The organism is Caballeronia sp. SEWSISQ10-4 2 (assembly GCF_030464885.1).
GTDB lineage: Bacteria > Pseudomonadota > Gammaproteobacteria > Burkholderiales > Burkholderiaceae > Caballeronia.
Genome location: NZ_JALPRJ010000099.1, coordinates 1 through 25,505, shown reverse-complemented (window position 1 = coordinate 25,505; position 25,505 = coordinate 1). Strand labels below are relative to the sequence as shown.

Here is a 25,505-nt window from a genome sequence, read left to right as displayed (position 1 = left end):
ACCTCAAAAGAGACCTTAACTGAACGGCATTACGGCCGAGGCCCGGTTTTTCTTCATTTCGATACGTTCCGGTTTTACCAGCCTTGTTGCTGGTAATAACCCGGCTGCGGCTGCGGTCCGCACGGCACATAAGCGCGGCGATAATCGTCAAAGCAATATCCCGGCGGCGGCCCAGGCTGCGCATAAACCGGTTGCGCATACACCGGTTGCGCATAAACCGGCTGATACACCGGCTGTGCATAAACAGGCTGTGCGTACACCGGCTGCGCAGCCGCCGATCCCACCAGCGCGCCAATCACCGCACCGCCCAGCAACGCGCCGACTATCGCACCGCCGTCTCCGCCACCCCCATGCGCGGACGCCTGGCCCGACACTGCAAGACTTCCGGCCAACACCAACACTGCTGCTACGCGTTTCATTTGAGTTCTCCAGATCCCACGGTCGGGACTATGGAAACGATCTTATGCGGGTACGGAAGAAATAACTGATGCAGTTAGTAACGGATCATTTCAGCGGATACATATTCGTCAGCCGTTTTTACGTCCAGAGCTTCAGTCCGAACGTCAGGCCTCGGTCGATGCCCGCCGGATCGCACGCTCCACCGCGCCCGTCTCGCCATGCGGCACAAAAATGTAGCCCTGTCCCCAAACGGTCTGGACGTAGCGCGGATCGGACGGATCGGCTTCCAGCAAACGCCGCAACCGCCATATGGAAACATCAAGACTGCGATCCCGGTACGTTCCCGCCTGGCCCCGCAGCTTCTCGTTCAACTGCGCGCGTGTCAGCACCACCATCTCGTTCTTGACGAAGATCTTCAGCGTCGCGAATTCGCCGGACCGCAGCGGCACCCGCTCGCCGTTGTGCCGCAACTCGCGCGCGGCAAAATCGACTTCATAAGGACCGAACCGATAAGGCGGCCGGTCTTCCGGCGCACCCGGCGACGCCGCATCGCGACGTCTCAGGACAGTACGGATCCGAGCAAGCAGTTCGCGCGGGTCGAAAGGTTTGGCAAGATAGTCGTCGGCGCCAAGTTCCAGGCCGATCACGCGATCGATGACATCCGAACGAGCGGTCAGGAAAATCACGGGAATGTCGTCGCCGGCCGCGCGCAATTCGCGCAGCGCACTGATGCCGTCCTGCTCGGGCATCATGACGTCAAGCACGACAATGGACGGCCGCTCGGCGTCGAGGCGTCGTTTGAGGCCTGTACCGTCGTGCAGCACCGACACTGCAAGGCCGTTGCCTTGCAGATATTCGCGAACGAGGTCGCGCACTACGGGATCGTCGTCGACGAGGAGAACATGATGAGTCATGCGATTCATTCTAAGATGCAAGGGTGCCTTTCCGCGATACCAATTCCTTTCCGCTTCTTTCATCGAATTGCACGGCAAGCGGGTGCTTAATACGTTGGATCAATGCGCGCAACCGCCCGGCTGAACGGGCACGGGCGTTTTAAGCCGCTGCTCCGGACCGTTTTCGCGAGAGTTTTAAGTAAGAATCCGTAACCATCGTTGAGCAGATGAAAAACCGTACTTTTACGATGCCAGCTAAAATTTCGGCATGACTACCTCGGTATTGATCGTCGACGACGACCCAGCGGTATGCGACCTGCTAAGCCGCTTCCTGAACGCGCGCGGGCTCGACGTTTCCGTCCTGCACAACGGCACCGGCCTGCGCCGGCGCCTGGAATACGAACGCCCGTCCATCGTGGTGCTCGACATCATGATGCCGGACATGGACGGCCTCGCCGCGCTTCGCCAGGTACGCGCCGCCGGTGACGACATCCCGGTGATCTTCGTCACCGCGCGCGACAGCGTGACAGACAAGGTCGAAGGGCTCGAGCTCGGTGCGGACGATTATCTGGCGAAACCGTTCGATCCCCGCGAGCTGCTCGCCCGCATAGATACCGTGTTGCGGCGGCGCGCGCCGGCGTCAACGGGTCGGCCGGAAGCCTGCGCGAGCGAACGGTTCGGCCGCTTCGAACTGGACTTCGTCACGCGTGCACTGGTGAGCGGCAACGAGCGCATTCCGCTGCGCGACAGCGAATTCGCGTTACTCAAGGTGCTGGTACGGCATCCTTACAAAGTGCTGTCACGCGTGCTGATCCACGATCTCGTGCATCGCGACGACGCCACTTTCAGCGACCGCAGCCTCGACGTGCCAATCTGGCGGCTACGCCGGATTATCGAAGAAGATCCTGCCAGCCCGCGCCATGTGCAAACCGTACGCGGCCAGGGTTACGTGTTTATTCCCGACCCGGATGGGGCGCGCAATGCGCCCGATCGCGCGTCGACGGTATGAAAATTCTCGGCACGCCAGATTCGCGCGGCAGCAAACGCGGCCTCGTCGGGTCGAGTCGTGCCGGTTCGAACACCCGTTCGCGCCGCGGCAATCCGTTCAACACGCTGTTCGCGCGCATGGCGCTGATTTCGATGGTCGTGCTGTTTGCCGTGCAAGCCTGCTGGTTCACCGTGATGACCGTGCAGCGCCCGCATCACGACGCCGAGGGTTATGCACGCGGCCTGATGCTCGTGCTCGCCGCAGCCAACGACGACGCACGCCAAGGCGTGCGGCTCGCGCCCGCGCTGAGCGTACAGCTCGTGCTCTCCTCGAACCTTCCCGAAGGCATCACGCTGCGCGAGCCGGAAAACGGTCCCGTCGTGCATCTGTTGCGCGAGTTGAGGAACGTGCTGCCGCCCGGCACGCGACTCGCCGTCGACGGCCCGAGACACGCGCAACGGCTCTGGGTGCGTTATCCGAACAGCCCGAACTGGATCGTGACGCCGGTCGACCTGCCGCCGGCGCCGCCTATCCTGATCGAATCGGTCGGCATGCTGCTGGCGGCCGTGATCCTGTCGCTGGTCGCGGCGTGGCAGTTGCAGCGGCCCTTGTCCCGAGTGGCACAAGGCGCGCGCCAGTTCGGCGCCGGCGAGCGGCCGGTTCCGGTAGACGAACGCGGACCGCGTGAACTCAGCGAACTGATCCGCGCGTTCAACCAGATGATGCGAAGGATCAATGACGCCGACGACGAAAAAGCCGTCATGCTCGCCGGCATCGCGCACGATCTGAAAGCGCCGCTCACGCGCCTGAAACTTCGCGCGAGCGTACTGGTGCAGGACGACGCCGAGCGCGCGCATTTCATTCGCGACATCGATTCCCTGACGCGCATCGTGCAGCAGTTCCTGGAATTCGCGGCCAACGCGCCGACGAGCGGACCGGCCATCAATGTGGACGCGTTTCTCGCGGAACAATTCGCGCAGGACGAAGCCGGCGACGACGCGCCGCTGTTCCACCTCGACCTGGCAGCCGGCGAGGCCTTCCGCTTGCCGCGCACGCTGCTGGATCGCCTGGTGACCAATCTCGTCGATAACGCGCTGGAACACGGCTTGCCGCCCGTCGACATCAGCACGGCCAAGCGCGGCGGCGAGTGGGTCATCACGGTGCGCGATTACGGCGAAGGCATCCCGCCCGAGCGTCTGGACGACGCCCGCAAGCCGTTTGTCCGTCTGGACCCGGCGCGCGCCGGCGACGGCCATTGCGGACTGGGCCTCGCCATTGTCGGACGCCTTGCGAACCAGCTCGGCGGCCGCTGCGATATCGGCAATGCGGCCGGGGGCGGGTTGAGCGTGCGGATCGTCATTCCGATGGTGGAACATGTCCGCCCGAGTTGCGGCACGGTGCTGCTGCACAACACCAACGCGCACGAAGCCGTCATGGCTTCTTGAACACCGCCTGCTCGAGTTCATCGAAGTTGAACGGCTTGGGCAGCAAGGTCACCCCGCTCAGTTCGTCGCCAAGTTCAGTCGCAATGCCCGCTCCATAACCCGACGCCAGCACCACGTGCACACGTGGTTGCATGCGTTTCACCGCGCGCGCCAGATCGAGACCCGACATGCCAGGCATGCGGACGTCGGTGAGCAGGACATCGAATAATTGCTGCGCGATCAGGTCAAGCGCCGCCTGCGCGCTATCTACCGCCAGGACTCTTGCATCGAGCAATTCCAGCAGTTCGCGCGTCGCTTCGCGGGTATTGGCGTCATCCTCCACGATCAGCACGCGCAGCGGCTGCGGTTCAACTAGCGTGTCAGGCACACCGGGCGTCTCGTAAATTCGCGAGCGGAACATCCAGCGCACCTTGCGCGCCAGCGCATCCCGCCGATACGGCTTGCTGATCAGCGCCACACCCTGATCGAGCCGGCCGCCGTGCACGATCGCGTTTTCGGTGTAGCCCGACGTGAACAGCACCTCCAGCCCCGGCAGCATGTCCTTCGCGCGCCGCGCCAGATCGACGCTGCGCATCGGCCCCGGCATCACTACGTCGCTGAACAGCAAGTCGATGTGCACGCCGCTTTCGAGCACGCTCAGCGCGCTCTGGGCGTCGGCGGCTTTCAGCACCTGGTAACCCAGCTGGGTCAGCATGTCCACCACGGTTGTCCGCACGTTCGGATCGTCCTCCACCACCAGGATCGTTTCCGTGCCGCCCGTCACCGGATCGTTCGCGGCTTCCACCCGCACGGCCTCGTCTTCCAACGAGCGCGGCAGGTAAAGCTTGACCGTCGTGCCGTGACCCGGCTCGCTATAAAGCTTGATATGGCCGCCCGTCTGCTTCATGAAACCGTACGCCATGCTTAAGCCCAGGCCCGTGCCGCGGCCTTCGGCCTTGGTCGTGTAGAAGGGCTCGAAGACGCGCGCGAGGACCTCCGGCGCCATGCCGCAACCGGTGTCCGAGACGGCGATCATGACGTACTGGCCACTGCTCAGGTCGTCGTGATGGCGTGTGTAGTCGTCGTCGAGCATTGCATTGCCGGCCTCGATGGTCAGGCGGCCCGCGCCGTCCATCGAGTCGCGTGCGTTGATCGCGAGATTCACGATCACGTTCTGCAAATGATTCGGATCGGCGAGCGTGTTCCACAGGCCGCCCGACACCACCGTTTCCAGTTCGATGGTTTCGCCGAGCACGCGTCGCAGCATGTCTTCGAAACTTCGCAGCAGCCGCGAGACATCCAGCGCCACCGGTTCAAGCGGTTGCCGGCGCGCAAAGGCCAACAATTGCGACGCGAGCTTCGCACCGCGCTCGACCGCTTCATGCGCGCACGCCAGGCGTCGCGCCACGGTTTCGTTGCCGCCCGCTTCCTGCGCGGCCAACTGCAGGTTTCCGCCAATCACTTGCAGCACGTTGTTGAAATCGTGGGCAACACCACCGGTCAGCTTGCCGACGGCGTCCATCTTCTGCGATTGCGCAAGCGCCGCCGCCATTTCACGCTGCTCCGCCTCACTCGCCCGCAACGCCGCCAACGCCTCTCCAATACGTTCTTCCAGCGTCTCGCGATGCCGTTCCAGCGCTTCGCTCAAGCGCTTTTGCTCCTGCAGCGCGGCGTCGAGGGAATGCACGCCGAGCACGTGGGCGGTGATGTCGCGGGAAATCGAAACGAACCATTCGGCGCCGGCCGGCCCGTTCACCGGAGAGACCGAGACGTCCCAGTATTTCGGCGTGCCTTTCGCGGTCGGACAGAGCGCTTCGAAGCGTGAATGATGGCCTTGCCGCGCGTTTTCGATGGCGTCAGTCAGCAAATATCGCGATTCCTCCGGCCACAGCGCCGCCCACGACTTGCCCTTCATCGGCGCGAAGTCGTCGATCTCCATCAGGCAGAGGCCGTTCGCGTTCATGAACTCGAGCGTGCCGTCGCACCGCAGGATCTTGATGCAATCCGTGCTGCCATTCAGCACGCTCAGGAAGAATGGGCCAGAATCGTGGGAAAAAACCGGCCCGGGATCCGTATCGATCGCGGTTTCCGGCTCGGATGCAACCGGCACGGGACCGAGCGGAAAGCCAAACGGCTGGTTGGCGTGAGCTGCGGGATCGGGCTCGCGGACCGGCGTCGGCAAGCAGTGCGCACCCGCTTCGTCGAGACGTGCGATAGCGGGATCGGGACTGGCTGAGTCGGTCATGAATCGGGCGCGGACAAAGGAGAACGGAACGGCAAGGACAGCGCAAGGCCGTTATTGAGCCGATACGCTGTAACGTGATCGACAACAGGAAGCAAGCATTGCGCCAGGGATGCCAATCCAGGCTCAGCCATAGCTGGGGCTTTGCAATAGTTACTTCACTTTGTCTGCGCCTCGTGTCTTTCACACGTCGCGTGTAAAAACCATCCCTGTGACGGGTAGTTCTTGCGCACTCGCTTATTTTTTGGAGGGGTTCCACGTCACATCGGGAACGCGGGAAACGTCGATTGCAGCGAGAGGTGTTTTCGCCCGGCCCGGACCTGGTCTCGTGAATCTCCCGGTGGCTCTGCATGAAGGGCGCGCTTTGGGTCGTCGAGGACAAACAACTGTCGCGACGTTGCACATTCTTCAATCAGGACTTCGAGCGCCGTGCGCGCTTCTTGCTCACTCAAAGGCTTCGCTCGACGGTCGCGTTTCCGGCCCCAGACCCTACGGCGGGAATGTCGATCGACCCGATTCGTTACCCGTTTTCGACGCGTTTTTCTCGTCATGAATAACCGGCCGTGCGCACTGTGCGCCGCGCCAACATGGAGACGCCTCATGCCTCAAACCACGACGCAGGCCGCTCAGTCGACGCGCTTTTCCTCCCCGTTTGCCGCAGCCGTTCACGAAGGCCTCACGCATGCGCCGCAAAAAGAATTGCCATCGATGTATTTGTACGACGAAGTTGGCTCCGCCTTGTTCGAAGTGATCACGGCGTTGCCCGAATACGGCGTGACGCGTGCCGAAGAGCGTGTGCTAAATGCGCATGCCAGCGATATCGTCGCTGAACTGCCGCGTAACGTCACTGTGGCCGAACTCGGCAGTGGCAGCGGCCGGAAAACGCGGCGAATCCTGGAGGCGCTGTGCAAGAAACGCCCAACCGAATATTGTCCGATCGAAATTTCACCTACGGCGTTGCAACTGTGCCGGCGGGAGCTTGGCGATATCGAGCGGATTTCGATCGTGGGATACGAGCGCGATTATCTGGCCGGACTGGCGGAAGTCAGTGCGAACCGGAAAGAAGGTGAAGTGTTGCTGGTGCTGTTTCTCGGCAGCACGATCGGCAATTTTGCGCGGCTGGCGGCCACGCGTTTCTTGAAGTCGATCCGCGGCATGCTCAAGCCCGGCGATTCGCTGTTGCTCGGGATGGATTTGATCAAGCCGCTGGATACGTTGATTGCGGCATACGACGATCCTATCGGCGTAACGGCAGCGTTTAACCTGAATTTGCTTGCGCGGATCAATCGTGAACTGGACGCGGATATTCCGCTGGATGCGTTCGAGCATCTCGCGCGATTCAATCCCGATGCTCGCAGCGTCGAGATGCATTTGCGCGCGAAGCGCCCGGTGCGGGCGACGATTCGCGCGGCCGGGTTAACTGTGGACTTTCGCCAGGGCGAGACGATCTGGACGGAAAGCAGCCACAAATATATTGCCGGGGAGGTCGGGCCGTTGGCCGCGGATGCGGGATTCGCTTGCGCGAGGCAATGGCTGGATCGCGAGTGGGGATTTGCCGAGAGTTTGCTTGTGGCGCGGTGAGGTTTGCGACCGGCTTGGTCGCTCGCGCCGGTGTTGTTCTGCCAGCGCCCGCAACCCGGGATTGACCACTACTCTTTCAATGCTGCTCAAACCGCTCAAACCGCTTTTCGATATACCGCTCCTCACTAATCAGATCAGCGACCCGCGCATGCGGCGGGCCGCGCCGTAACCATTCGAGCATCAGATCGACCTGGTTCGCCGGCCCCTGGATCATCGCTTCAACCGATCCGTCCTCCAGGTTCGCCACCCAGCCGCGCACGCCAAGCGCATGCGCCCGGCGCACCGTCGCATGGCGGAACCCTACTCCTTGCACCAAACCCCTCACGTGCACGTAATACGTCTCTATTCGAGTATCCAGGTCCGGACTCGGCATGTTGCTTCTCCCGATTAGTGCTAATTCGCCGCGTCGCCGGATGGGTGCTCAAAGCACTCCCGGCAAACGCCATCAGGCCGCATTTTAGACAAGACCAGAAAAACCGGCAGTACCCATGGGATTGCCACGAGTGACGTCGCCGTGATCAACCCTGACGCACCCATTCACGTTCAACCCAGCCGGAACGGCTGCGCTCCCTCCACCGCGGCGCCACCCGCGCGCCACGCCGACGCTTCGCGCGGCAACGTCACGTCGAATACCGTGCCGCTCTCCGCGTCGGAGCGTACTTCCACTCGTCCGCCGTGCATCTGCGCAATCTCCCGCGTGATATAGAGCCCAAGTCCCAGCCCGCCGGTTTCCTGCTGCGGCCGCCCCGACCGGTACGGCGCAAAAATAGTCGGCAATACATCGACGGGAATCTCGCCCGCGTTCTGCACGCTGATCATGACCTCGTCGGCAGCGTCGCCGTTCAGGCGCACCTGAATGGCGGACCCATCGCGCCCGTGAGTCAGCGCGTTGCCGATCAAATTCGAAAACACCTGCGACAACAGATCGCCGTCGCCCTGCAGCAGCGTATCGCCATCGCGGAAAATGAAGATGCGGCCACGGCCCACCCGCGCCTCATATTCCTCGACGATATTCTTTGTCAGCGTCATCAACTCCACCGCCCGCGGCTGCAACGTCACGCGCCCGCCGCGCAGCCGCGCGAGATTGAGCAACTGGTCGACCATGCGCACCATCCGCATGCCGCTGCTCTTGATCCGCGTACCGATATTCGCCACGTTCTCGTCCGGCACAAACCGCGCAAGATATTCCGCCGATGCAATCACCGCCGACAACGGCGTGCGCAGATCGTGACCGAGCACGGCCATCAGCATTTCGTTGGCATCGAGGAGTTGCTGGACAGTCGCCAGTTGCGTGGCAAGCTGCTGCTTCTGCTTCTCGATCTGGATGAACACATCCACCTTCGAGTTCAGGATGCGCGAGTCGTACGGCTTATACAGGAAGTCGACCGCGCCTGCTTCGTAACCGCGAAACGTGCGCCCGGCGTCCTGTGCCGTCGCGGTCAGGAAGATGATCGGCACGTGCGCGGTGCGCGGGCTGCCGCGCATCAGTTCGGCGAGTTCGAAGCCGTCCATGCCGGGCATGTTGACATCGAGGATGGCGAGCGCGACTTCGTGCTTGAGCAACAGTTCAAGCGCCGCCGGCCCGGATCCGGCAGCAAGCACCGAGATGTCCGGCCGCGCCAACGACGCCTCCAGCGCAGTGATGTTGTTCTGCACATCGTCTACGATCAGGACGTAAATGGGCGGCTTGATAGCTTGCCTGTTGAGTTCCATTAGCGTGTCAGCTCCAAGTCAACCTGGTTCGTGGCGTGTGGCGCGCGCCATGCCGCGCAAGCGGGCGATCATGGCGTCGAGTGTCAGGATGTCGTGCACGCCACTACGCGCGATGGCGCCGAGCGGCATGGCGTCGGACACCGCGGTATGCGGATCTTGCACCCAGCAGCGCCCGCCTGCCCGCTGGATGGCGACCAGCCCGCGCGCGCCGTCGTCGTTCGCGCCCGAGAGCACGACGCCGAGCAGCGTATCGGCAAAACACAGTGCCGCCGATTCGAACAGCACATCCACCGATGGCCGCGAGAACCGCACGGGAGGATCGACGGAAAGGGAGATCGAGCGATCAGGCTCGACCAGCATGTGATAACCCGGCGGCGCGACATAGATCGTGCCGCCGGCGATGTCGTCTTTATCGTCGGGCTCGACGACCGGCAACTTGCAGCGCGCGGAAAACAAGCCGGGCAGGAGGCTTGGTGGGTCGCTCCTGACATGCACCACGATCAGCACGGCCGGGCGGAAATCGGCCGGCAGCGCGGGCAGCACCTGGGTCAGCGCCTCGACGCCACCCGCCGATGCGCCAATCACAATGGCCTCGATTGCATCCAGGGAATCCGCCGACGCCGTCATGGCTAGACCTTTTGATACAAACGCTCGCGCGCATCGAAATCCGCGAAGCTGCCCGCGTGTTTTGAAAACCGCAGGCTCTCCTTGCTGCCGAGTCCGAGAAAGCCGCGCCGCACCAGCGAATCGCTGAACAAGCCCAGCGCACGGTCCTGCAGCGCCCGGTCGAAATAAATCAGCACATTGCGGCACGACACGAGATGCGCTTCGAGAAACACACTGTCGGTGGCGAGGCTGTGATCGGCGAACACCACGCGCGACTTGAGCGTCTGCGAGAACTTCGCTGCGCCGTACGCTGCGTGGTAGTAGTCCGAAAGCGAGCGCTTGCCGCCCGCCGCCAGATAATTCTGGCTGAAACTCGCCAGCCGATCCAGCGGGTAAATCCCGCTTTCTGCCTGGCGCAGCGCGTCGGCGTTGATATCCGTGGCGTACAAAACCGTACGGTCCGCGAGCTTTTCTTCAGCGAACAAGATTGCGAGCGACCAGAGCTCTTCGCCGCTGCTGCATCCCGCCACCCACACCTTGATCGACGGATAAGTCTGCAGGACCGGCACGACCTGCTCGCGGATCGCGCGAAAGTAGGCCGGATCCCGAAACATCTCGCTGACCTGCACCGTCAGGTACTGGAACAGACGCGAGAACAACCTGGCGTCACGGAGAATATGCTCCTGCATCTGCGAGAGCGTCGTGAAGCCAAGATCATGCAGCGCCTGCGTCAAACGCCGCCGCAGCGAACTCACGGAGTAATGCCGGAAGTCATGCTGATACTTCAGATAAACGGCTTCGAGCAGCAGCTTCAACTCGATGTCGAATATCCCCTCCTCCGTATTCTTCAGGTTTCGATCCGGCATGGCGGGTCTGGCTACCGTTGACGAAGCCAGACGCGACACAGCGACACCAGCTTGTCGACATCGATAGGCTTCGAAATGTAATCGTCCGCGCCAGCTTCAAGGCATTTCTGGCGATCGCTCGCCATCGCTTTTGCAGTCAGCGCGATGATCGGCAGCCGCGCGTGTTCCGGGTTCTTGCGGATCTCGGTCATGGCAGTGAAGCCGTCCATCTCCGGCATCATGATGTCCATCAGCACGAGGTCGATCTCAGGATGACGCGCAAGCGACTCCAGCGCCTCGCGGCCATTACGCGCGATTTCCAGCTTCGCCCCCAGTGGTTCGATCACGTGCGACAACGCGAAAATGTTACGCACATCGTCTTCGGCCAATAGGATCGTGCGGCCCTCGAACACGTCGTCGCGCTGACGTGCCGCGCGCAGCATGCGCTGCTGTTCAGGCGGCAACGCGCTCTCCACGCTATGCAGGAACAGCGTCACTTCGTCCACCAGACGTTCCGGCGACTTCGCGCCCTTGATGATGATCGACCTGGAATAACGGCGCAGGCGCTGCTCCTCATCCGGCGACAACACGCGCCCCGTGTACACGATCACCGGCGGCGACGCATGCTCCTTTGACGTCGATACACGTTCCAGCAAGTCATAACCTGAACCGTCCGGCAAGGCGAGGTCCATCACGATGCAGTCGAACGTGCCGCGATTCATTTCGTCGATGGCTTGCGCAATCGTCCCGGCTTCCACGATCTCGACCGTCCCGCTTTTCAGCAACGCGTGAATGCTCTGGCGCAGCGCGGGATCGTCTTCGACTACCAGCACGCGCCGCATGCCTTGCGCCGAACGCGCTTCGAGCTGGCGGATCGCGCCCGCCAGCGTTTCGCGTGCGCTGGGTTTCAACGTGTAGCCGATAGCGCCGAGATGCAGCGCGACATCGGCATGATCCGTCGACGACACGATATGGATCGGGATGTGGCGCGTAAGCGGATCGTGCTTGAGCCATTCGAGCACGGTGAGGCCTGACTGGTCGGGCAAACCGACATCGAGCAGGATGCCGTTCGGCAGCAGGTCGCGGGCCAGTTCCAAGCCTTGGCTTGCGGTGGTCGCGTGCACGAAGTCGAATTCGAGTTCATGGGCGAGGTCGTGCAGGATGTGCGCGAAACGCACGTCGTCTTCGATCGCCAGGATCACGCGATCCGGGCGATTGCGGTTGGCGCGGTCATCGGGGATAGGCTGCGGCGCACGCCATGACAACGGTTCAGCGGAAGCCGACGCGAGCGTCACGAGATGCGCCGGCGCGGCGCTCGTGGCCGTGTCCTCGGCATCGACCGTCATCGGCTCGCTCATATGCCCGATCACATCGAGTTTCGCGGTGACCGTGCCCTCACGAACGGCCAGCGGCAACGTGACCGAAAACACGCTGCCCTTGCCCGGCTCGCTCGCAACACTCACCGAGCCGCCCAGCAAACGCGAGAATTCCCGCGATATCGACAAACCCAGCCCGCTGCCGCCGTACTTGCGGCTGGTCGTGCCATCGGCTTGCTGGAACGCCTGGAAAATGAGGTCCTGCTTGTCGCGCGGAATGCCGATGCCCGTGTCGCTTACATCGAAGCGCAACGCATTGCCGGCGTTGCCTGCCTGATGCACGGAGACCGTCACCTGACCGTGCTCGGTGAACTTGAACGCATTCGACAGCAGGTTGCGCAGGACTTGCTGGAGGCGTTGATTATCGGTGACGAAATATTCCGGCACGCCTCCGGCGCGTTCCATCACGAGCTTCAGGCGCTTCGAGTCGGCGATCGGCGCGAAGGATTGCCGCAACGACTGCAACATCCCGTCGATGGCAACCGGCGCGAACTGCACGTCCATCTGCCCCGCTTCCACCTTCGACAAATCCAGGATGTCGTTGATCAGCGAAAGCAGATCGCTGTTCGATGAATGAATGGTCGCGGCGTAACGCACCTGTTCGTCGGAGAGATTGCCGTGCTTGTTGTCCTGCAAAAGCTTGGCGAGAATCAGCGAGCTATTCAGCGGCGTGCGCAGTTCGTGCGACATGTTCGCGAGGAATTCGGACTTGTACTGGCTCGCCCGTTCCAGCGCCAGCGCGTTCGCTTCCAACTCCTTTTGCGCGCGCACCAGCTCCACTTTCTGCCGTTCGAGATGCTGCGTATATTCCTCGAGATGCACATTCGTCTGCTCGAGTTCGGCCTGCTGGGTCTCCAGCCGCGCCTGCGTTTCCATCAACACCCGGCCGCGTTCCTCGAGCTCTTCATTCGATACCCGCAACTCCTCCTGCTGAACCTGCAATTCCTCGCTCTGGCGCTGCGTTTCCTCCAGCAACTCAACCATCCGCGAGCGATACTGCGCCGAGCGCAGCGCCATGCCCATGGCCTCCGCTGCGTTTTCGAGCAACTCGCGGGTATCGGCAAACGCGTTGTCATCGCCGATAAAACCTACCTCCAGCACGCCGGTCACCTTGCCGTCGGCCATCATCGGTGCAATCACGCAGTGGCTCGCAGGCGCCGACGCCAGCGCAGAACCGACCGTCAGGAAATCCGGTCCCGCGCCCTTGACCTCGATCGCCCGTTTTTCGTCGAGCACTTGCCCGAGCAGCCCCTGGCCGCGCGCGATCCGTTGCGCAACGGTGTTCTCGGCGGGCAATGCCCACGCCGCGATCCGCTCCAGTGCATCGCCTTCACGGCTGTACAGCACGGCCACTTTCGCCCCCACATACGGTACGAGCGAACGAAGGATGCCGTCGCCGATCGAAGCGGGGTCGAGATCACCTCGCATCTGCAAGCCGATCAGGACTTCGCCCTGCTTCAGCCACGCGCTGCGTTGCAGGTTCATCCGCGTTTTGATATAGAGATGCCCCACGCCGGCCAGCACGAACATCACGATCACACCGATCACACGGTTGAGTTGCAGCACGAACGAGCCGATGTACGCGTCGCTGTTGGTGAGGATATAGCCCGTGAGCGTCAGCACCGAGGCCACGCCGGCAGTGACGAACGGCGCGCTGGGCCGGTCGACCCACATGCACAGCGCGACCGGCAGGATGTAGAACACCCAGACGGCGACACGCAGCGGCGTGAGCCAGTCGATCGCAAACACGCTCAGGAGCAACATCGTGATCGCGAAGTAAAGCCATACGGACCGGTGTCGACTGTCTATGAGCATTGGCTGATGAATATTGTTGAAATCTTGTCAGACTGACGTATTGGCCTGCTGAAGCAGCACCGGACCATAGCACGCGCCGCCAGCCCTTGCCACATATGGGTTAGCGATGGGTTAGCGGCCAATTGAGACGCTTCGGAAGATGCGCAACTGTTACCTTTGCAAGACAAAAAAGAGGCAAAAATGACTGACCCGTTAAGTGGGCGCGTGCTCGTCACCGGTGCATCGGGATTCGTGGGATCGGCGGTGGCGAGGATCGCGCGGGAACGCGGCTTCGACGTACGCGTAGTCATACGCAAGACCAGTTCCCGGCAGAACCTCGAAGGCCTCGACGCCGAAGTCGTGATCGGCGACATGCGCGACGAAACCTCCATGCGCGCCGCCATGAAAGGCGTGCGTTACCTGCTGCACGTCGCCGCCGACTACCGAATCTGGGCGCGCGATCCGGGCGAAATCGAGCGCGCCAACCTGGAAGGCACCGAGGCCACCATGCGCGCAGCGCTGGCCGAGGGTGTCGAGCGGATTGTGTATACGAGCAGCGTCGCGACGCTGAAGGTGAGTCCGGCGGGCGAGATCGTCGATGAAACGAAGCCTGCCCAGGCCCATCAGACCATTGGCGCGTACAAGCGCAGCAAGGTGCTGGCGGAGCGCGCGGTCGAGCGCATGGTCGCGAACGATGGTCTACCGGCGGTGATCGTGAATCCGTCGACGCCGATCGGTCCACGCGATGTAAAGCCGACGCCGACCGGGCGGATCATCGTGGAAGCGGCGACCGGCAAGATCCCCGCTTTCGTGGATACCGGCCTGAACCTCGTGCACGTGGACGACGTCGCGAACGGCCATTTCCTGGCGCTGGAGCGCGGGGTGATTGGCGAGCGCTATATTCTTGGCGGCGAAAATTTGTCGTTGCAGCAGATGCTTGCGGACATCGCCGGATTGGCCGGACGCAAGCCGCCGACCATCAAACTGCCGCGCGGCCCGCTATATCCGCTTGCGTTCGGCGCGGAGCTTTACGCGAAGTTCAGCGGCAAGGAGCCGTTTGTTACCGTCGATGGCTTGAGGATGTCGAAGAACAAGATGTACTTCACGTCGGCGAAAGCGGAGCGCGAACTGGGGTATCGGGCGCGGCCGTATGGCGAGGGCTTGAGCCACGCGCTGGACTGGTTTCGCGCGAATGGCTATCTGACCCGGTGACCCCGTTGTTTCGATCACCCATTTAGCGCTCTTCACGCATTTTGTTACAACGTGTGACGACGGCGCGCGGGACGCAGCAGTTAAAATCGCAGGTTCGATGCACTAGCAAGGCAAACAAAGCATGAATTTGACCGACCAGCTCGGCGCGCTGGAATCAAGCCTCGATGAGCTGATTCTGGCCGCCGCTTCTATTCCAGCTTCTTCTGATTCTTCCACGGCTCGCGCTTCTGTTGAACCGGCAACGGCCGCTGCTACAGATACGCCTGTAGCTCAGGAAAAGCCCAAGCTCCACGTCTCGCGCCCTGAAAAGAACGTGATCGAGATGACAATCGGCGGGGTGTCGGTGGCGTTGAGCCCCGAAGGGGTATCGGAGTTGATCGAGGAATTGTCGAACGCGCGCGCTTCGATGGAAGTCGAACAGCCAAGCGGCCTGCCGCCAGGCTGGCGTTTTGTCGCGACGAAAAACCCGGTGATGGCCACGCAACGTTATGCGAACGGCGATCGTTTGCTGGTGTTGCGGCACACGGGGCACGGCTGGGTGCCGTACTCGTTCTCACCCGATATGGTGATCGAGTTGTACGCGATGTTGACGAAGCGGTGAGTTGAACGTGGGCGATCAAGCCCACGTCTTTCAGGCCCTCAAGGCGCCTGGACCCGCGCCTTCCACTGCCCGCCTTTCCCGCTCCAGAACCGCACTGCCGATCCCACCGTCGCGCTGACGTAAAACAACGCGATCGCTGGCAATAGCGGTGCCCAGAATATCGAGCGGCGGTAGTAGCGCAGCATCGGCGCATACGCGTAACACATCGCGATCCACGCAAGCCACGCCGGCCAGCCCTTCGCGCCCAGCGTCAACGCGATCACCGGCGGCGCGAGATAGATCACGCACATCGCGAGCATGGTCCCGACCAGCAACAGCGCCGAATAACGCAACTGCGTGAACGCCGTGCGCGCGATCATGTTCCAGACGTCGCGCCAGTCGTCATAAGGCCGCAACGATTCGCTGTCGGCGGCAAGATCCAGACGGATCGGCCGCGCCGCGTTTGCGCCGTTGCGAAACTTGATGCGCGAGGCAAGGCTGCAATCGTCGATCAGTTCACCGCGAATCGATTCGATCCCACCCGCCTCCACCAGCGCCGCGCGCCGCACCATCATGCAACCGCCCGCAGCGGCCGCCGTACGGCTGCTGGCGTTGTTGACCCACTCGAACGGATACAGCTTCGCGAAGAAAAATACGAACGCGGGAATCAACGCTTTTTCCCACAGCGAATCGCAGCGCAGCCGCACCATCAGCGACACCAGATCGCGATCTTCCAGGATCGCGCGCGAGACGAGTTGCGACGCGGCGTCGGCGGGATGGCGGATATCGGCGTCGGTAAGCAGCAGGTAATCCGCCGGAAAGCCCAGTCCATCGATAGCCGCAATGCCTTGCGACTGCGCCCACACCTTGCCCGACCAGCCGGGCGGCAAGGGTGCTGCCGTCAGCACGGTCAGGCGGTCTTCGAAACCGCCGTCACGCGCGGCAGCCTGAGCGGCGTCGGCGGTGCCGTCGGTGCTGTGGTCGTCGACGACAATCAGATGGAACGAACCCGCGTAATCCTGCGCGAGCAGCGACGTCACCGCGCGGCCGATCACATCGGCTTCATTGCGCGCCGGCACGACCGCGACCACCGCCGGCCACGCACCGCGGCGCGCGATCTCCGCCTGGCCAACAGCGTGAACGGTACTTTCGCTGAGCCGCCCGGCGGGTTGCGCACGCCAGAAACCGCCGCGGCCAAACAGCAGGACAAGCCAGATAAGGAGGGACAACCAGGCAATCAGGAGCATCGTTTATTCGGGTTGAGCGAGTTCAATATCGCGAGTTCAATATCAATAGGAGAGGCACGAAGTCAGCTTACGACGGAGCGCAATTGCATGCCCAAGCGGCCGCGCAGCCGCATGGCCAGCGAACGCACGCCGATCACCGCCCAATCCAGGCCGTTCAGCACAGGACGCTTGCGGAACACATCGTAGTCGGCCTGTTCGATTTTTTCGAGAATGCGCAGACCGCCCTGCACGACGCTGCACAGTTCCAGCCCGAAACGTCCGGGCAAACGCACGGAGAGCGGCGCGCCGCCGATGATCATCGAGCGCGCATGGTCGACTTCATGACGCATGAGCGCGCGCCAGGCGTTGTCGCAGATTTGCTGGTCGATATGCCGTTCGGTCACACCGAAACGCTCGAGATCGCACAGCGGGATATAAATGCGCCCCTTCTTCCAGTCGATCCCCACGTCCTGCCAGAAGTTGATGATCTGCAACGCGGTGCAGATTGCGTCGGAATCGGCGAGATTCCCGGGCGTGCCGGCGTTGACGAGATGCAGCATCAGCCGTCCGACCGGATTCGCCGAGCGCCGGCAATAGTCCATCAGGGCAGGCCAGTCGGCATAACGCGTGGTCTCGATGTCCTGATCGAACGCCGAGACGAGATCGTAGAAGGGCTTGAGCGGCAGCCCGTTTTCGGCGACGAGGCCGGCGAGTTTTTCAAACAGCATGGGATGAACCGGCGCCGGATCGCCGGCGGCGACCGCATCCAGCCCGGCGCGGAAGTCGGCGAGACGGGCGTGGCGTTCGGCGGGGTCGAAGACCCCTTCGTCGGCAATATCGTCTGCCGTGCGCGCGACGTGATAGATCACGCCGACCGGCGCACGCAGCCTTTTCGGCAGCAACATGCTGGCTACCGGAAAATTTTCGTAGTGATCCACTTCCATGAGAGGGTCCAGGTATTCGACACCCCGCGCGGATGCCTGAATTGACATCGACGCACGCAGGTCGTGCATGCCGGGCGGCTGACGCGTCACAACATCCCGCTCACCCCGGGGCGAAAATGTTGGATAGGCGCAACGACTCGACACACTATGAATTCTTGTCGCGCGCTGTCCGAAAACCCGTCAGAGAACAGATCGGGCTGGATCAATGCGACTTCGACCCGACTCGGGTCTGGCTTTATTGTCGCCTTCGCTTCAGCTTCGGTTTAATTTTGCGGCGTGGATCCCGCCAGAACGCGTACGCTTCTGGCCGCTTCAAAAGCCCGCTCATAGCGGCTTCGTAGCGCTTTAAGGGCAACGCGGCGAAGCGCCAGTTTACCGGCTTCCGCACCCGCACAGTAATTCAACCCTGTCGATAGAAACGGAAACAGCCCCTTACGAGCATCCAAAAAGCGAACGCGTTAGAATACGCGGTCAACTTCGGCCTTAAAGTTGAAACGAATGGCCTATTTTTAGGCAATTGTTTCCGAAAGCTTTTCCCGACTTTTCCCGAGAAGCTTTAATTTTGCTTACAACAAATCGACCGGATTTGATCGAAGCTTATAGCCGGTTCCATTCGAAACCCGCGCCAGTCGGAGTTCGCCCGAATATGCGTATTATCCTTGCTCAACCCCGCGGCTTTTGTGCGGGCGTGGTCCGCGCGATCGAGATTGTCGATCGCGCTCTTGAACGACATGGCGCGCCGGTCTACGTGCGTCATGAGATTGTTCACAATCGGCATGTCGTCGACAACCTGCGTAGCAAGGGCGCGCGTTTCGTCGAAGAACTCGATGAAGTGCCGCATGGTGCTGTCGCTATTTTCAGCGCGCACGGCGTGGCGCAAACAGTGGAAGCCGACGCCGAGGCACGCGGGCTGGATGTGCTCGACGCCACGTGTCCGCTGGTCACGAAGGTGCACGTGCAGGGCCGGCAATATGTCGCGCAGGGCCGCACGCTGATCCTGATCGGTCACGCGGGGCACCCGGAAGTGGAAGGGACTATCGGCCAGATTCCCGGCACAGTGGTGCTGGTGCAAAGCGAAGCCGAAGTGGCAACGCTCGCGCTGCCCGTCGATGCACCCGTCGCGTATGTCACGCAGACCACCTTGTCGGTGGACGATACGCGCGACATCATCGACGCGTTGCATCGCCGCTTCACGGACATCGTCGGCCCGGACACGCGTGACATCTGTTACGCCACGCAAAACCGCCAGGCTGCGGTGCGCGAACTGAGCAAGCAAGTCGACGTGTTGCTCGTGGTCGGCGCAACGAATAGTTCGAATTCGAATCGCCTGTGCGAGATCGGCGCCGAAACCGGCGTGCCGAGCTACCTCGTGGCAGACGGCTCGGAAGTGAAAGCCGAATGGTTTGCGGGCGCGCAAGCCGTCGGGATTACGGCCGGCGCATCGGCGCCGGAAGAAATGGTCAAACACGTTATTGATGCACTGCGCGCGCTGGGCCCCGTTGAAGTCACGACAATGTCCGGCCGCGAAGAAAAAGTTGAATTCAAACTCCCCGCGAAACTGACGAAGCCGCTTGCCGCGGCAACGGCATCCGCCGGCGCCCTTCGCGAAGATTAAGGAGCACACGCAATTGTCTATTCCGATGCTGCAAAAAGTCCGGGTTGGCGCTTACATCGCGCGCCAGCATTTCATGCGCAACAAGCGTTATCCGCTCGCGCTGATGTTGGAACCCCTGTTCCGCTGCAACCTGGCGTGTAACGGCTGCGGCAAGATCGATTACCCGGATCCCATTCTCAATCAGCGCATCTCGATGGAGGACTGCCTCGCAGCCGTCGATGAATGCGGCGCGCCGGTGGTGTCCATCGCTGGCGGTGAACCGCTGCTGCACAAGGAAATGCCGCAGATCGTGAAGGGCATCATCGCGCGCAAGAAGTTCGTCTACCTCTGCACAAACGCGCTGCTGATGGAAAAGAAGATGGACGACTACCAGCCGAATCCGTACTTCGTCTGGTCGGTTCACCTCGACGGCGACAAGCAGGCGCACGACCATTCGGTCTCGCAAGACGGCGTGTACGAGAAGGCTGTTGCGGCCATCAAGGAAGCGAAGCGCCGTGGTTTCCGGGTGAACATCAACTGCACGCTGTTCAACGACGCCGACCCAGAGCGCGTAGCGAATTTCTTCGACACGCTCGGACCCATGGGCGTGGACGGCATCACGGTGTCGCCGGGTTACGCGTACGAACGCGCGCCGGATCAGCAGCACTTCCTGAACCGCGAGAAGACGAAGCAATTGTTCCGTGACATCTTCAAGCGCGGCGATAACGGCAAGAAGTGGTCGTTCAGCCAGTCGAGCATGTTCCTCGACTTCCTGGCCGGCAATCAGACGTACGAATGCACGCCGTGGGGCAATCCGGCACGTACCGTGTTCGGCTGGCAGCGTCCGTGTTATCTGCTCGGTGAAGGTTATGTGAAGACCTTCAAGGAATTGATGGAAACCACCGAGTGGGACAAGTACGGCACGGGCAAGTACGAGAAATGCGCGGACTGCATGGTGCATTGCGGTTTCGAAGCCACTGCTGTGATGGATACGGTTTCGCATCCGCTGAAGGCGCTGGGTGTCGCGTTGCGTGGTCCGCGTACGGAAGGTGCTTATGCGAAAGACCTGCCGGTCGACAATCAACGCCCGGCGGAATTCGTGTTCTCGAAGCACGTCGAGATCAAGCTGGAAGAAATCGGCCGCGCGAAGAACAACAAGGGCGGCAAGCAGACAACGACGGCTGCGGCTTGAGTGTCGGATTTATCGGGCACTCGGTGATGAGCGCCTGAGCTTCGGCTGAGTGCAGCAAAAGGAACGGGTGGATAAGGTCGCGAACAGCGACGTTAACCACCCGTTTTGTATTTCAAGATGCGTAGGCTGTGCACCCGTGTAGCATCGCGTGTTTTCAAAGCAAACAAGCCGGAAGCGATGGCTGAATTCAGCGTAGTGATCAATCTCGGCAAAGCCGATCTGGACGACTACTCACTGCTGGCAAGACTGCTGCACAAGACGGGTTTCAGTGAGACGAAGGCCGCGCAGGTGGCGGCGGATTATCGGCTGCTGCCGGCTTCGTTCAGATACTCCAGCGAGACCGAGAACATGACCGCAGTGAGAGAGAAAGCGCTGAAGTCGGCGAAGAGCGTTTCGTCGAAGGCGATGGTGCTTGTGTCGGAGTGTTGAGGTAGGGGCGAGCGCGTGAGGGTGAAACTTGGTGCGCATAAAGTTTTGCGGCAACACCGGCAAGAAAAAAGCGAAACGGATTGTCGTCAGTTGCGCTTTTTTCTTGCTACAGCACATGGCTACCGTGAAAACGGCGATTAGGAGATGCCCACCAACCGCCCCTTTATCACTCCGCCGTCCGCGCGTTGTGTGCGGTCAGGAACTTGATCAAGCCATCCACGCCGCCCTTCGACAACTGTCCCGCGAACTGCGTCTGATACACCTGGATCAGCCACGCGCCCATCATGTCGATGTCGTAGATCTTCCAGCCGTCCGGCGTCTTTTCCAGTCGATACCGCACCGGGTTATCGCCACCCGTGGAATACACATGCGACTGCACGACGGCATCTTTCGCACCGGCATCGAGTGCCGGGACGTCGAACTTGAACTTGACGTCTTCATCGCGTAATTGCGCCAGCGACGACGCGTAAGTGCGCACCAGCAGTGTCTGGAATTGATCGTAGAGCTGCTTCTGCTGCTCCGGCGTCGCCGTGCTCCACGCCTTGCCGACGGCAATCCGCGTGGTGCGCTGGAAATCCGTGGCTGGCACAAAACGCGTCTGCACCAGTTGCGTGATCTTGGCCATGTCGCCGCCACGTGCCGCAGGATCAGCCTTCATCGCGCTGACGGTTCCTTCAACGGCTCCTTTAACGACGGCATCAGGACTCGTCTGGGCGAACGACGTGCTGGAAAACAGCGTCGCCGAGAAGGCCAGAGCGAGCAGAACAATGCGAACAGGCAAATAGCGTTTCATACGACCGTTATCGAGTAATGGAGGGCGGCGTGCAGCCCAAAGCGCCGGGTTGGCTAAAACATCGTAAGTATATCGACCCGCGTCTCCCGCTACAGTTCAGCGAATTCCAACGATTACCAATCCGAAAATCGCCGCGCTCGGGCAATTGCAGCGCGACGTCGCGGCGGCGCTCAGGACTTTCGAAGACACCCCCTCAGTCACCTGAGTAAAAGCCCGCCGTTTCTAAGGCGTCCCCGATTCACGCACGATCGCTGCGTCAACGTTCGTCGCCTTCCAAATTCGGGGCAACTGCCCCGGTACGTGTCACTCCCCCTTACCAAACTCCCATCGCGAAAATCGCGAAGCGCCTTAGCACGTCAGGCACCTGGAAAGTTCGCGCATCAGTATTGAAAACAATTATTACCTATGTAATGATATTGATTCTCATTTAATAAACAAGCAAGCGCCACGTTTCCATCGCGACGATGCAGTTACTGCTTCGGCTCAGCCGTTCGCCAGCTACTCGCGTCGCCGCGGGCATTCGCGGAAGCCATAGACCGGCAATGCGCGAAGGTGCCGGTCATCGACCATTAGTACTCGGGAAAACACATGTTGAGGAAGACACCGCTGGCCGCCGCGATCATGACCGTGGTGGTGGTTCCTGCTGCCGCGCCGCTTTATGCCCACGCGCAGGCTGCGCCGGTCGGCAAGGCCGATCAAATCGCTCAAACGGACCAAGCCGCGACACCCGCCGAAAACGCCACCCTGCCCGCCGTGCATGTAACCGGCCAGGCCGACACCGCCAACGATTTCCAGCCCGAAAAATCCAGCGTAGGCGCCAAGGTGCCAACCGCATTGCGCGATATTCCCCAGGCCGCCGTTGTGGTTCCCAAAGCCGTGCTGGACTCCCAGGCAGCGACTTCTTTCTCCGATGCCCTTCGCAACGTCCCCGGCGTCACCATTGGCGCGGCGGAAGGCGGCCAGATCGGCAACAACATCAACTTGCGTGGTTTCTCCGCTCGCACGGACATCTACCTCGACGGCTTCCGCGATCGCGGACAGTACTATCGGGACACGTTCGACCTTGAATCCATCGATGTGCTGTACGGCCCGTCATCACTGTATTTCGGCCGCGGCTCCACGGGCGGCGCGATCAACCAGGTGAGCAAACAGGCTGGGCTCAAAGCGCACGCGTCGGTGTCCGCGATGGTCGGCACGAGCGACCACTACCGCACCAGCTTCGATATCGACCAGCCGCTCTCCAGCACCTCCGCCGTGCGGCTCAACGCGTTCGGCCAGGATCTCGGCTCCACGCGCGACGTGATGAAAAACAAGGACTACGGCTTCGCGCCGACGGTGCGCTTCGGCATCGGCACGCCGACGGAAATCACGCTCTCCGCTCTCATCCAGCACAACCGCGACCAGCCGGACTACGGCATTCCGCCCGTGAACGGCGCGCCGGTGCCGGTGAGCAAGAGCCAGTTCTACGGCTTTGAAGGCGACCGCACGATCCAGGACGTGCAGACGTTCTCGGCGCGCATCCAGCATCGTTTCAACGACAACCTCACGCTGCGCAACCAGACGCAGTTCAGCCACTACAGCACGGAAGCGACCGCGACCAACGCGGCGGCCGTGCTGACCGGGCCATTGGGGACATCGACGGCGTTGGCCAACGGCAATTACACCTCGTTGCCGCTGTCATCGCTGTATGTGAAGTTGCAGGGCAAGGACCGCAACATCAATGATCACTCGGTCTACAACACGACCGATATCGACTACAAGCTCAACACGGGCCTGCTCAAGCACGAGGTAATAGCAGGCATTGACCTGAGCCACGAAACGTACAGCAACCAGACGTTCACCGCGACGGCGGCGGGCCTGCCGTCGAACACGCTGGCGATCGTGCCCCTGCTCAATCCGCAATACACCACGCGTCCGGCGAGTACCAAGGTTGTGGCGACCAACCTCGCGGAATCGAGCGCGAACGGCATTGGCATCTATGCCAACGATACGGTGTCCATCGGCCAGTACTGGAAGGTGGTCGGCGGCTTGCGCTGGGACAGGTACGAAGCGTCGATCAAGAACACCATCAACCTGCCTTCGTACGGCACGCAGACCAACTACTTCACGAGCGTGCGAGGCGGGATCATTTTCCAGCCAACCGATTGGCAGTCGTATTACGTTTCGTACGGCACGTCGTTCAATCCGTCGCTGGAAGCGCTGACGCTGACGAACAACCAGCAGAACATCCCGCCGGAATCGAATCGCTCGTATGAAGTCGGTACGAAGTGGGATTTGCTTGGCGGCGGATTGTCGGTGACGCAGTCGCTGTTCAACATCGATAAAACCAATGCCCGGACGCTTCAGGCGGACGGCAGTTATACGCTCGACGGCGATGTGCGCGTACGAGGTTATCAACTCGGGCTGGCCGGCCATATCACTAACAAGTGGCAGGTTTTTGGCGGCTACACGTACATGGACGGCCAGGTGGTGAAGGCGCTGGACAACACCAACGGCAAGACGCTTGCGAACACGCCGCGCAACATGATCACGTTGTGGACAACCTACGATGTCACGCCGCAATGGACCTTTGGCGGCGGCCCGGTGTACACATCGGCGCGTTATGCGGCCAGCAACGACTTCGTGCAAGTGCCCGCGTACACGCGTTGGGACGCGATGGCCGCGTATCACCAGAAACATTACGACATCCAGTTCAACGTGCAGAACCTGTCCAACAAGCATTACTACGACGCGCTGATTCCGTCGGATGGCGGGCGCGCGGTGCCGGGTTATGGCCGGACGTTCCTTGCGACGCTAAACTACCGCTTCTATTGATCGACTGCGGAACACGCGAGCCGCGCGATGAGTTTTGCGCGGCCAGCGCTGCTGGACTAAAACCATGATCCTCTCGATACCGAACGTCCTCAGCCCTGAAGATGCAGCGGCCATGCGCCATCGGCTAGATGTTTCGGACGCCTGGGTGGACGGCCGCGCGACGGCCGGTTATCAGGGCGCGCCGGTCAAGCGCAACCAGCAGATTGCGCAGGAAGCACCGATTGCGCTTGAACTTGGCGATGTGATTATTGGTGCGCTCGAGCGGCATCCGTTGTTCATCAGTTCGGTGCTGCCCAACCGGGTTTATCCGCCGCTGTTCAACCGCTACGAAGGCGGGATGCACTTCGGCAGTCATGTGGATGGCGCGATCCGCCTCGTGCCGGGACATGGCACGCGCGTACGCACGGATGTATCCATCACGCTGTTTCTCACGCCGCCGGAGGATTATGACGGCGGCGAGCTGGTGATCGAAGATACCTACGGCGTGCAGGAAGTGAAGTTGCCGGCGGGGCACGCGATTGTTTATCCGGCGACGAGCCTGCATGAAGTCCGGCCGGTGACGCGGGGAATGCGGGTGTCGAGTTTCTTTTGGGCGCAAAGCCTGGTTCGCGACGACACGCGCCGCAGCCTGCTATTCGATATGGACAACGCAATTCAAAGGCTCAACGCACAGAACGCCGACGATGCCGCCAGACGCACGCTCGTGGGGTGTTATCACAATCTGCTGAGGCTTTGGAGCGAGACTTAGACGCTAAGTTTCGCTCGCGCCGGTGGACGGGTTTGGTGGTTTTGGGTTAGCGGTGAGGGGTCGATGCCGGGTTGGTGCTTTCGGCGTTAGTGGTCTGCGTGAGTTAGCTGTA

The 25,505-nt window shown here is 61.5% G+C and carries 21 protein-coding genes; 10 read left to right on the top strand and 11 right to left on the bottom strand.

Annotation, left to right across the window (positions count from 1 at the left end):
• Nucleotides 1-74: 74 nt before the first annotated feature.
• Complete coding sequence (locus M0D69_RS38245; RefSeq protein ID WP_301786997.1) at nt 75-419, bottom strand: hypothetical protein; 345 nt, start codon at nt 417-419, stop codon at nt 75-77.
• A gap of 144 nt (nt 420-563) precedes the next feature.
• Nucleotides 564-1,313, bottom strand: coding sequence for a response regulator (locus M0D69_RS38240; protein WP_047847365.1), 750 nt, complete (start codon nt 1,311-1,313; stop codon nt 564-566).
• A gap of 247 nt (nt 1,314-1,560) precedes the next feature.
• On the opposite strand from M0D69_RS38240, the gene M0D69_RS38235 reads away from it, so the two are divergent.
• The gene (locus M0D69_RS38235) at nt 1,561-2,301 is read left to right on the top strand and encodes a response regulator (RefSeq protein WP_047847296.1); all 741 of its coding nucleotides are present in this window, start codon (nt 1,561-1,563) and stop codon (nt 2,299-2,301) included.
• A 116-nt stretch (nt 2,302-2,417) separates the two neighbouring features.
• Nucleotides 2,418-3,725: an ATP-binding protein gene (locus M0D69_RS38230; protein ID WP_301786998.1), complete on the top strand. Its 1,308-nt coding sequence runs from the start codon at nt 2,418-2,420 to the stop codon at nt 3,723-3,725.
• Here M0D69_RS38230 and M0D69_RS38225 read toward each other — a convergent pair.
• Complete coding sequence (locus tag M0D69_RS38225; RefSeq protein WP_301786996.1) at nt 3,712-5,949, bottom strand: response regulator; 2,238 nt, start codon at nt 5,947-5,949, stop codon at nt 3,712-3,714. The genes M0D69_RS38230 and M0D69_RS38225 overlap by 14 nt on opposite strands.
• A 597-nt stretch (nt 5,950-6,546) precedes the next feature.
• Between M0D69_RS38225 and egtD the strand changes: the two genes are divergently transcribed.
• On the top strand, nt 6,547-7,527 hold the full coding sequence (egtD, locus tag M0D69_RS38220) for an L-histidine N(alpha)-methyltransferase (protein ID WP_301786995.1): 981 nt from the start codon (nt 6,547-6,549) through the stop codon (nt 7,525-7,527).
• A gap of 76 nt (nt 7,528-7,603) precedes the next feature.
• Here egtD and M0D69_RS38215 read toward each other — a convergent pair whose 3' ends face one another.
• The 5 genes from M0D69_RS38215 to M0D69_RS38195 all read right to left on the bottom strand — a co-directional run bounded on the left by M0D69_RS38215 (nt 7,604) and on the right by M0D69_RS38195 (nt 13,831).
• Nucleotides 7,604-7,900: an acylphosphatase gene (locus tag M0D69_RS38215; RefSeq protein WP_301786994.1), complete on the bottom strand. Its 297-nt coding sequence runs from the start codon at nt 7,898-7,900 to the stop codon at nt 7,604-7,606.
• 170 nt (nt 7,901-8,070) lie between these two features.
• Complete coding sequence (locus tag M0D69_RS38210; RefSeq protein WP_301786993.1) at nt 8,071-9,240, bottom strand: hybrid sensor histidine kinase/response regulator; 1,170 nt, start codon at nt 9,238-9,240, stop codon at nt 8,071-8,073.
• A gap of 18 nt (nt 9,241-9,258) precedes the next feature.
• A complete protein-coding gene (locus M0D69_RS38205) occupies nt 9,259-9,867 on the bottom strand; it encodes a chemotaxis protein CheB (protein ID WP_301786992.1) in 609 nt (202 codons plus the stop codon).
• A 2-nt stretch (nt 9,868-9,869) separates the two neighbouring features.
• The gene (locus tag M0D69_RS38200; RefSeq protein ID WP_301786991.1) at nt 9,870-10,712 is read right to left on the bottom strand and encodes a protein-glutamate O-methyltransferase CheR; all 843 of its coding nucleotides are present in this window, start codon (nt 10,710-10,712) and stop codon (nt 9,870-9,872) included.
• An 11-nt stretch (nt 10,713-10,723) separates the two neighbouring features.
• Nucleotides 10,724-13,831, bottom strand: a complete 3,108-nt coding sequence (locus M0D69_RS38195; protein ID WP_301786990.1) for a response regulator — start codon at nt 13,829-13,831, stop codon at nt 10,724-10,726.
• Nucleotides 13,832-14,062: 231 nt separating this feature from the next.
• Here M0D69_RS38195 and hpnA point away from each other — a divergent pair, with 231 nt between their 5' ends.
• Nucleotides 14,063-15,073: a hopanoid-associated sugar epimerase gene (hpnA, locus tag M0D69_RS38190; RefSeq protein WP_301786989.1), complete on the top strand. Its 1,011-nt coding sequence runs from the start codon at nt 14,063-14,065 to the stop codon at nt 15,071-15,073.
• 121 nt (nt 15,074-15,194) lie between these two features.
• On the top strand, nt 15,195-15,674 hold the full coding sequence (locus tag M0D69_RS38185; protein WP_301786988.1) for a hypothetical protein: 480 nt from the start codon (nt 15,195-15,197) through the stop codon (nt 15,672-15,674).
• A gap of 38 nt (nt 15,675-15,712) precedes the next feature.
• Here the strand turns inward: M0D69_RS38185 and M0D69_RS38180 are convergent, their stop codons facing one another.
• The gene (locus M0D69_RS38180) at nt 15,713-16,900 is read right to left on the bottom strand and encodes a glycosyltransferase (RefSeq protein ID WP_301786987.1); all 1,188 of its coding nucleotides are present in this window, start codon (nt 16,898-16,900) and stop codon (nt 15,713-15,715) included.
• Between the two features lie 62 nt (nt 16,901-16,962).
• Nucleotides 16,963-17,823 (bottom strand): squalene synthase HpnC, encoded by an 861-nt coding sequence (gene hpnC / locus M0D69_RS38175; protein ID WP_301786986.1) that lies wholly within the window; start codon nt 17,821-17,823, stop codon nt 16,963-16,965.
• A gap of 646 nt (nt 17,824-18,469) precedes the next feature.
• On the opposite strand from hpnC, the gene ispH reads away from it, so the two are divergent.
• The 3 genes from ispH to M0D69_RS38160 all read left to right on the top strand — a co-directional run bounded on the left by ispH (nt 18,470) and on the right by M0D69_RS38160 (nt 21,038).
• Nucleotides 18,470-19,438, top strand: coding sequence for a 4-hydroxy-3-methylbut-2-enyl diphosphate reductase (gene ispH / locus M0D69_RS38170; protein ID WP_122179970.1), 969 nt, complete (start codon nt 18,470-18,472; stop codon nt 19,436-19,438).
• A gap of 13 nt (nt 19,439-19,451) precedes the next feature.
• Complete coding sequence (hpnH, locus tag M0D69_RS38165) at nt 19,452-20,609, top strand: adenosyl-hopene transferase HpnH (RefSeq protein ID WP_301786985.1); 1,158 nt, start codon at nt 19,452-19,454, stop codon at nt 20,607-20,609.
• Between the two features lie 177 nt (nt 20,610-20,786).
• Entirely contained in the window at nt 20,787-21,038 is a 252-nt protein-coding gene (locus M0D69_RS38160; protein ID WP_301786984.1) for a hypothetical protein, read from the top strand.
• Between the two features lie 166 nt (nt 21,039-21,204).
• Here M0D69_RS38160 and M0D69_RS38155 read toward each other — a convergent pair whose 3' ends face one another.
• Nucleotides 21,205-21,831 carry a phospholipid-binding protein MlaC gene (locus tag M0D69_RS38155; RefSeq protein WP_301786983.1) on the bottom strand — a complete coding sequence of 209 codons (627 nt, stop codon included), beginning with the start codon at nt 21,829-21,831 and terminating at the stop codon, nt 21,205-21,207.
• 588 nt (nt 21,832-22,419) lie between these two features.
• Between M0D69_RS38155 and M0D69_RS38150 the strand changes: the two genes are divergently transcribed.
• Nucleotides 22,420-24,645 carry a TonB-dependent siderophore receptor gene (locus tag M0D69_RS38150; RefSeq protein WP_301786982.1) on the top strand — a complete coding sequence of 742 codons (2,226 nt, stop codon included), beginning with the start codon at nt 22,420-22,422 and terminating at the stop codon, nt 24,643-24,645.
• Nucleotides 24,646-24,709: 64 nt separating this feature from the next.
• The gene (locus M0D69_RS38145) at nt 24,710-25,393 is read left to right on the top strand and encodes a Fe2+-dependent dioxygenase (protein WP_047847311.1); all 684 of its coding nucleotides are present in this window, start codon (nt 24,710-24,712) and stop codon (nt 25,391-25,393) included.
• Nucleotides 25,394-25,505: the final 112 nt, after the last annotated feature.

Coding starts and splice junctions, on each gene's coding strand:
- egtD (WP_301786995.1), top strand. CDS start 6,547: ATGCCTCAAACCACGACGCAGGCCGCTCAGTCGACGCGCTTTTCCTCC.
- M0D69_RS38210 (WP_301786993.1), bottom strand. CDS start 9,240: ATGGAACTCAACAGGCAAGCTATCAAGCCGCCCATTTACGTCCTGATC.
- M0D69_RS38205 (WP_301786992.1), bottom strand. CDS start 9,867: ATGACGGCGTCGGCGGATTCCCTGGATGCAATCGAGGCCATTGTGATT.
- M0D69_RS38160 (WP_301786984.1), top strand. CDS start 20,787: ATGGCTGAATTCAGCGTAGTGATCAATCTCGGCAAAGCCGATCTGGAC.
- M0D69_RS38230 (WP_301786998.1), top strand. CDS start 2,418: ATGGCGCTGATTTCGATGGTCGTGCTGTTTGCCGTGCAAGCCTGCTGG.
- M0D69_RS38155 (WP_301786983.1), bottom strand. CDS start 21,831: ATGAAACGCTATTTGCCTGTTCGCATTGTTCTGCTCGCTCTGGCCTTC.
- hpnC (WP_301786986.1), bottom strand. CDS start 17,823: ATGGAAGTGGATCACTACGAAAATTTTCCGGTAGCCAGCATGTTGCTG.
- ispH (WP_122179970.1), top strand. CDS start 18,470: ATGCGTATTATCCTTGCTCAACCCCGCGGCTTTTGTGCGGGCGTGGTC.
- M0D69_RS38150 (WP_301786982.1), top strand. CDS start 22,420: ATGTTGAGGAAGACACCGCTGGCCGCCGCGATCATGACCGTGGTGGTG.
- M0D69_RS38145 (WP_047847311.1), top strand. CDS start 24,710: ATGATCCTCTCGATACCGAACGTCCTCAGCCCTGAAGATGCAGCGGCC.
- M0D69_RS38225 (WP_301786996.1), bottom strand. CDS start 5,949: ATGACCGACTCAGCCAGTCCCGATCCCGCTATCGCACGTCTCGACGAA.
- M0D69_RS38185 (WP_301786988.1), top strand. CDS start 15,195: ATGAATTTGACCGACCAGCTCGGCGCGCTGGAATCAAGCCTCGATGAG.
- M0D69_RS38200 (WP_301786991.1), bottom strand. CDS start 10,712: ATGCCGGATCGAAACCTGAAGAATACGGAGGAGGGGATATTCGACATC.
- hpnA (WP_301786989.1), top strand. CDS start 14,063: ATGACTGACCCGTTAAGTGGGCGCGTGCTCGTCACCGGTGCATCGGGA.
- M0D69_RS38240 (WP_047847365.1), bottom strand. CDS start 1,313: ATGACTCATCATGTTCTCCTCGTCGACGACGATCCCGTAGTGCGCGAC.
- M0D69_RS38195 (WP_301786990.1), bottom strand. CDS start 13,831: ATGTTGCTCCTGAGCGTGTTTGCGATCGACTGGCTCACGCCGCTGCGT.
- M0D69_RS38235 (WP_047847296.1), top strand. CDS start 1,561: ATGACTACCTCGGTATTGATCGTCGACGACGACCCAGCGGTATGCGAC.
- M0D69_RS38215 (WP_301786994.1), bottom strand. CDS start 7,900: ATGCCGAGTCCGGACCTGGATACTCGAATAGAGACGTATTACGTGCAC.
- M0D69_RS38245 (WP_301786997.1), bottom strand. CDS start 419: ATGAAACGCGTAGCAGCAGTGTTGGTGTTGGCCGGAAGTCTTGCAGTG.
- M0D69_RS38180 (WP_301786987.1), bottom strand. CDS start 16,900: ATGCTCCTGATTGCCTGGTTGTCCCTCCTTATCTGGCTTGTCCTGCTG.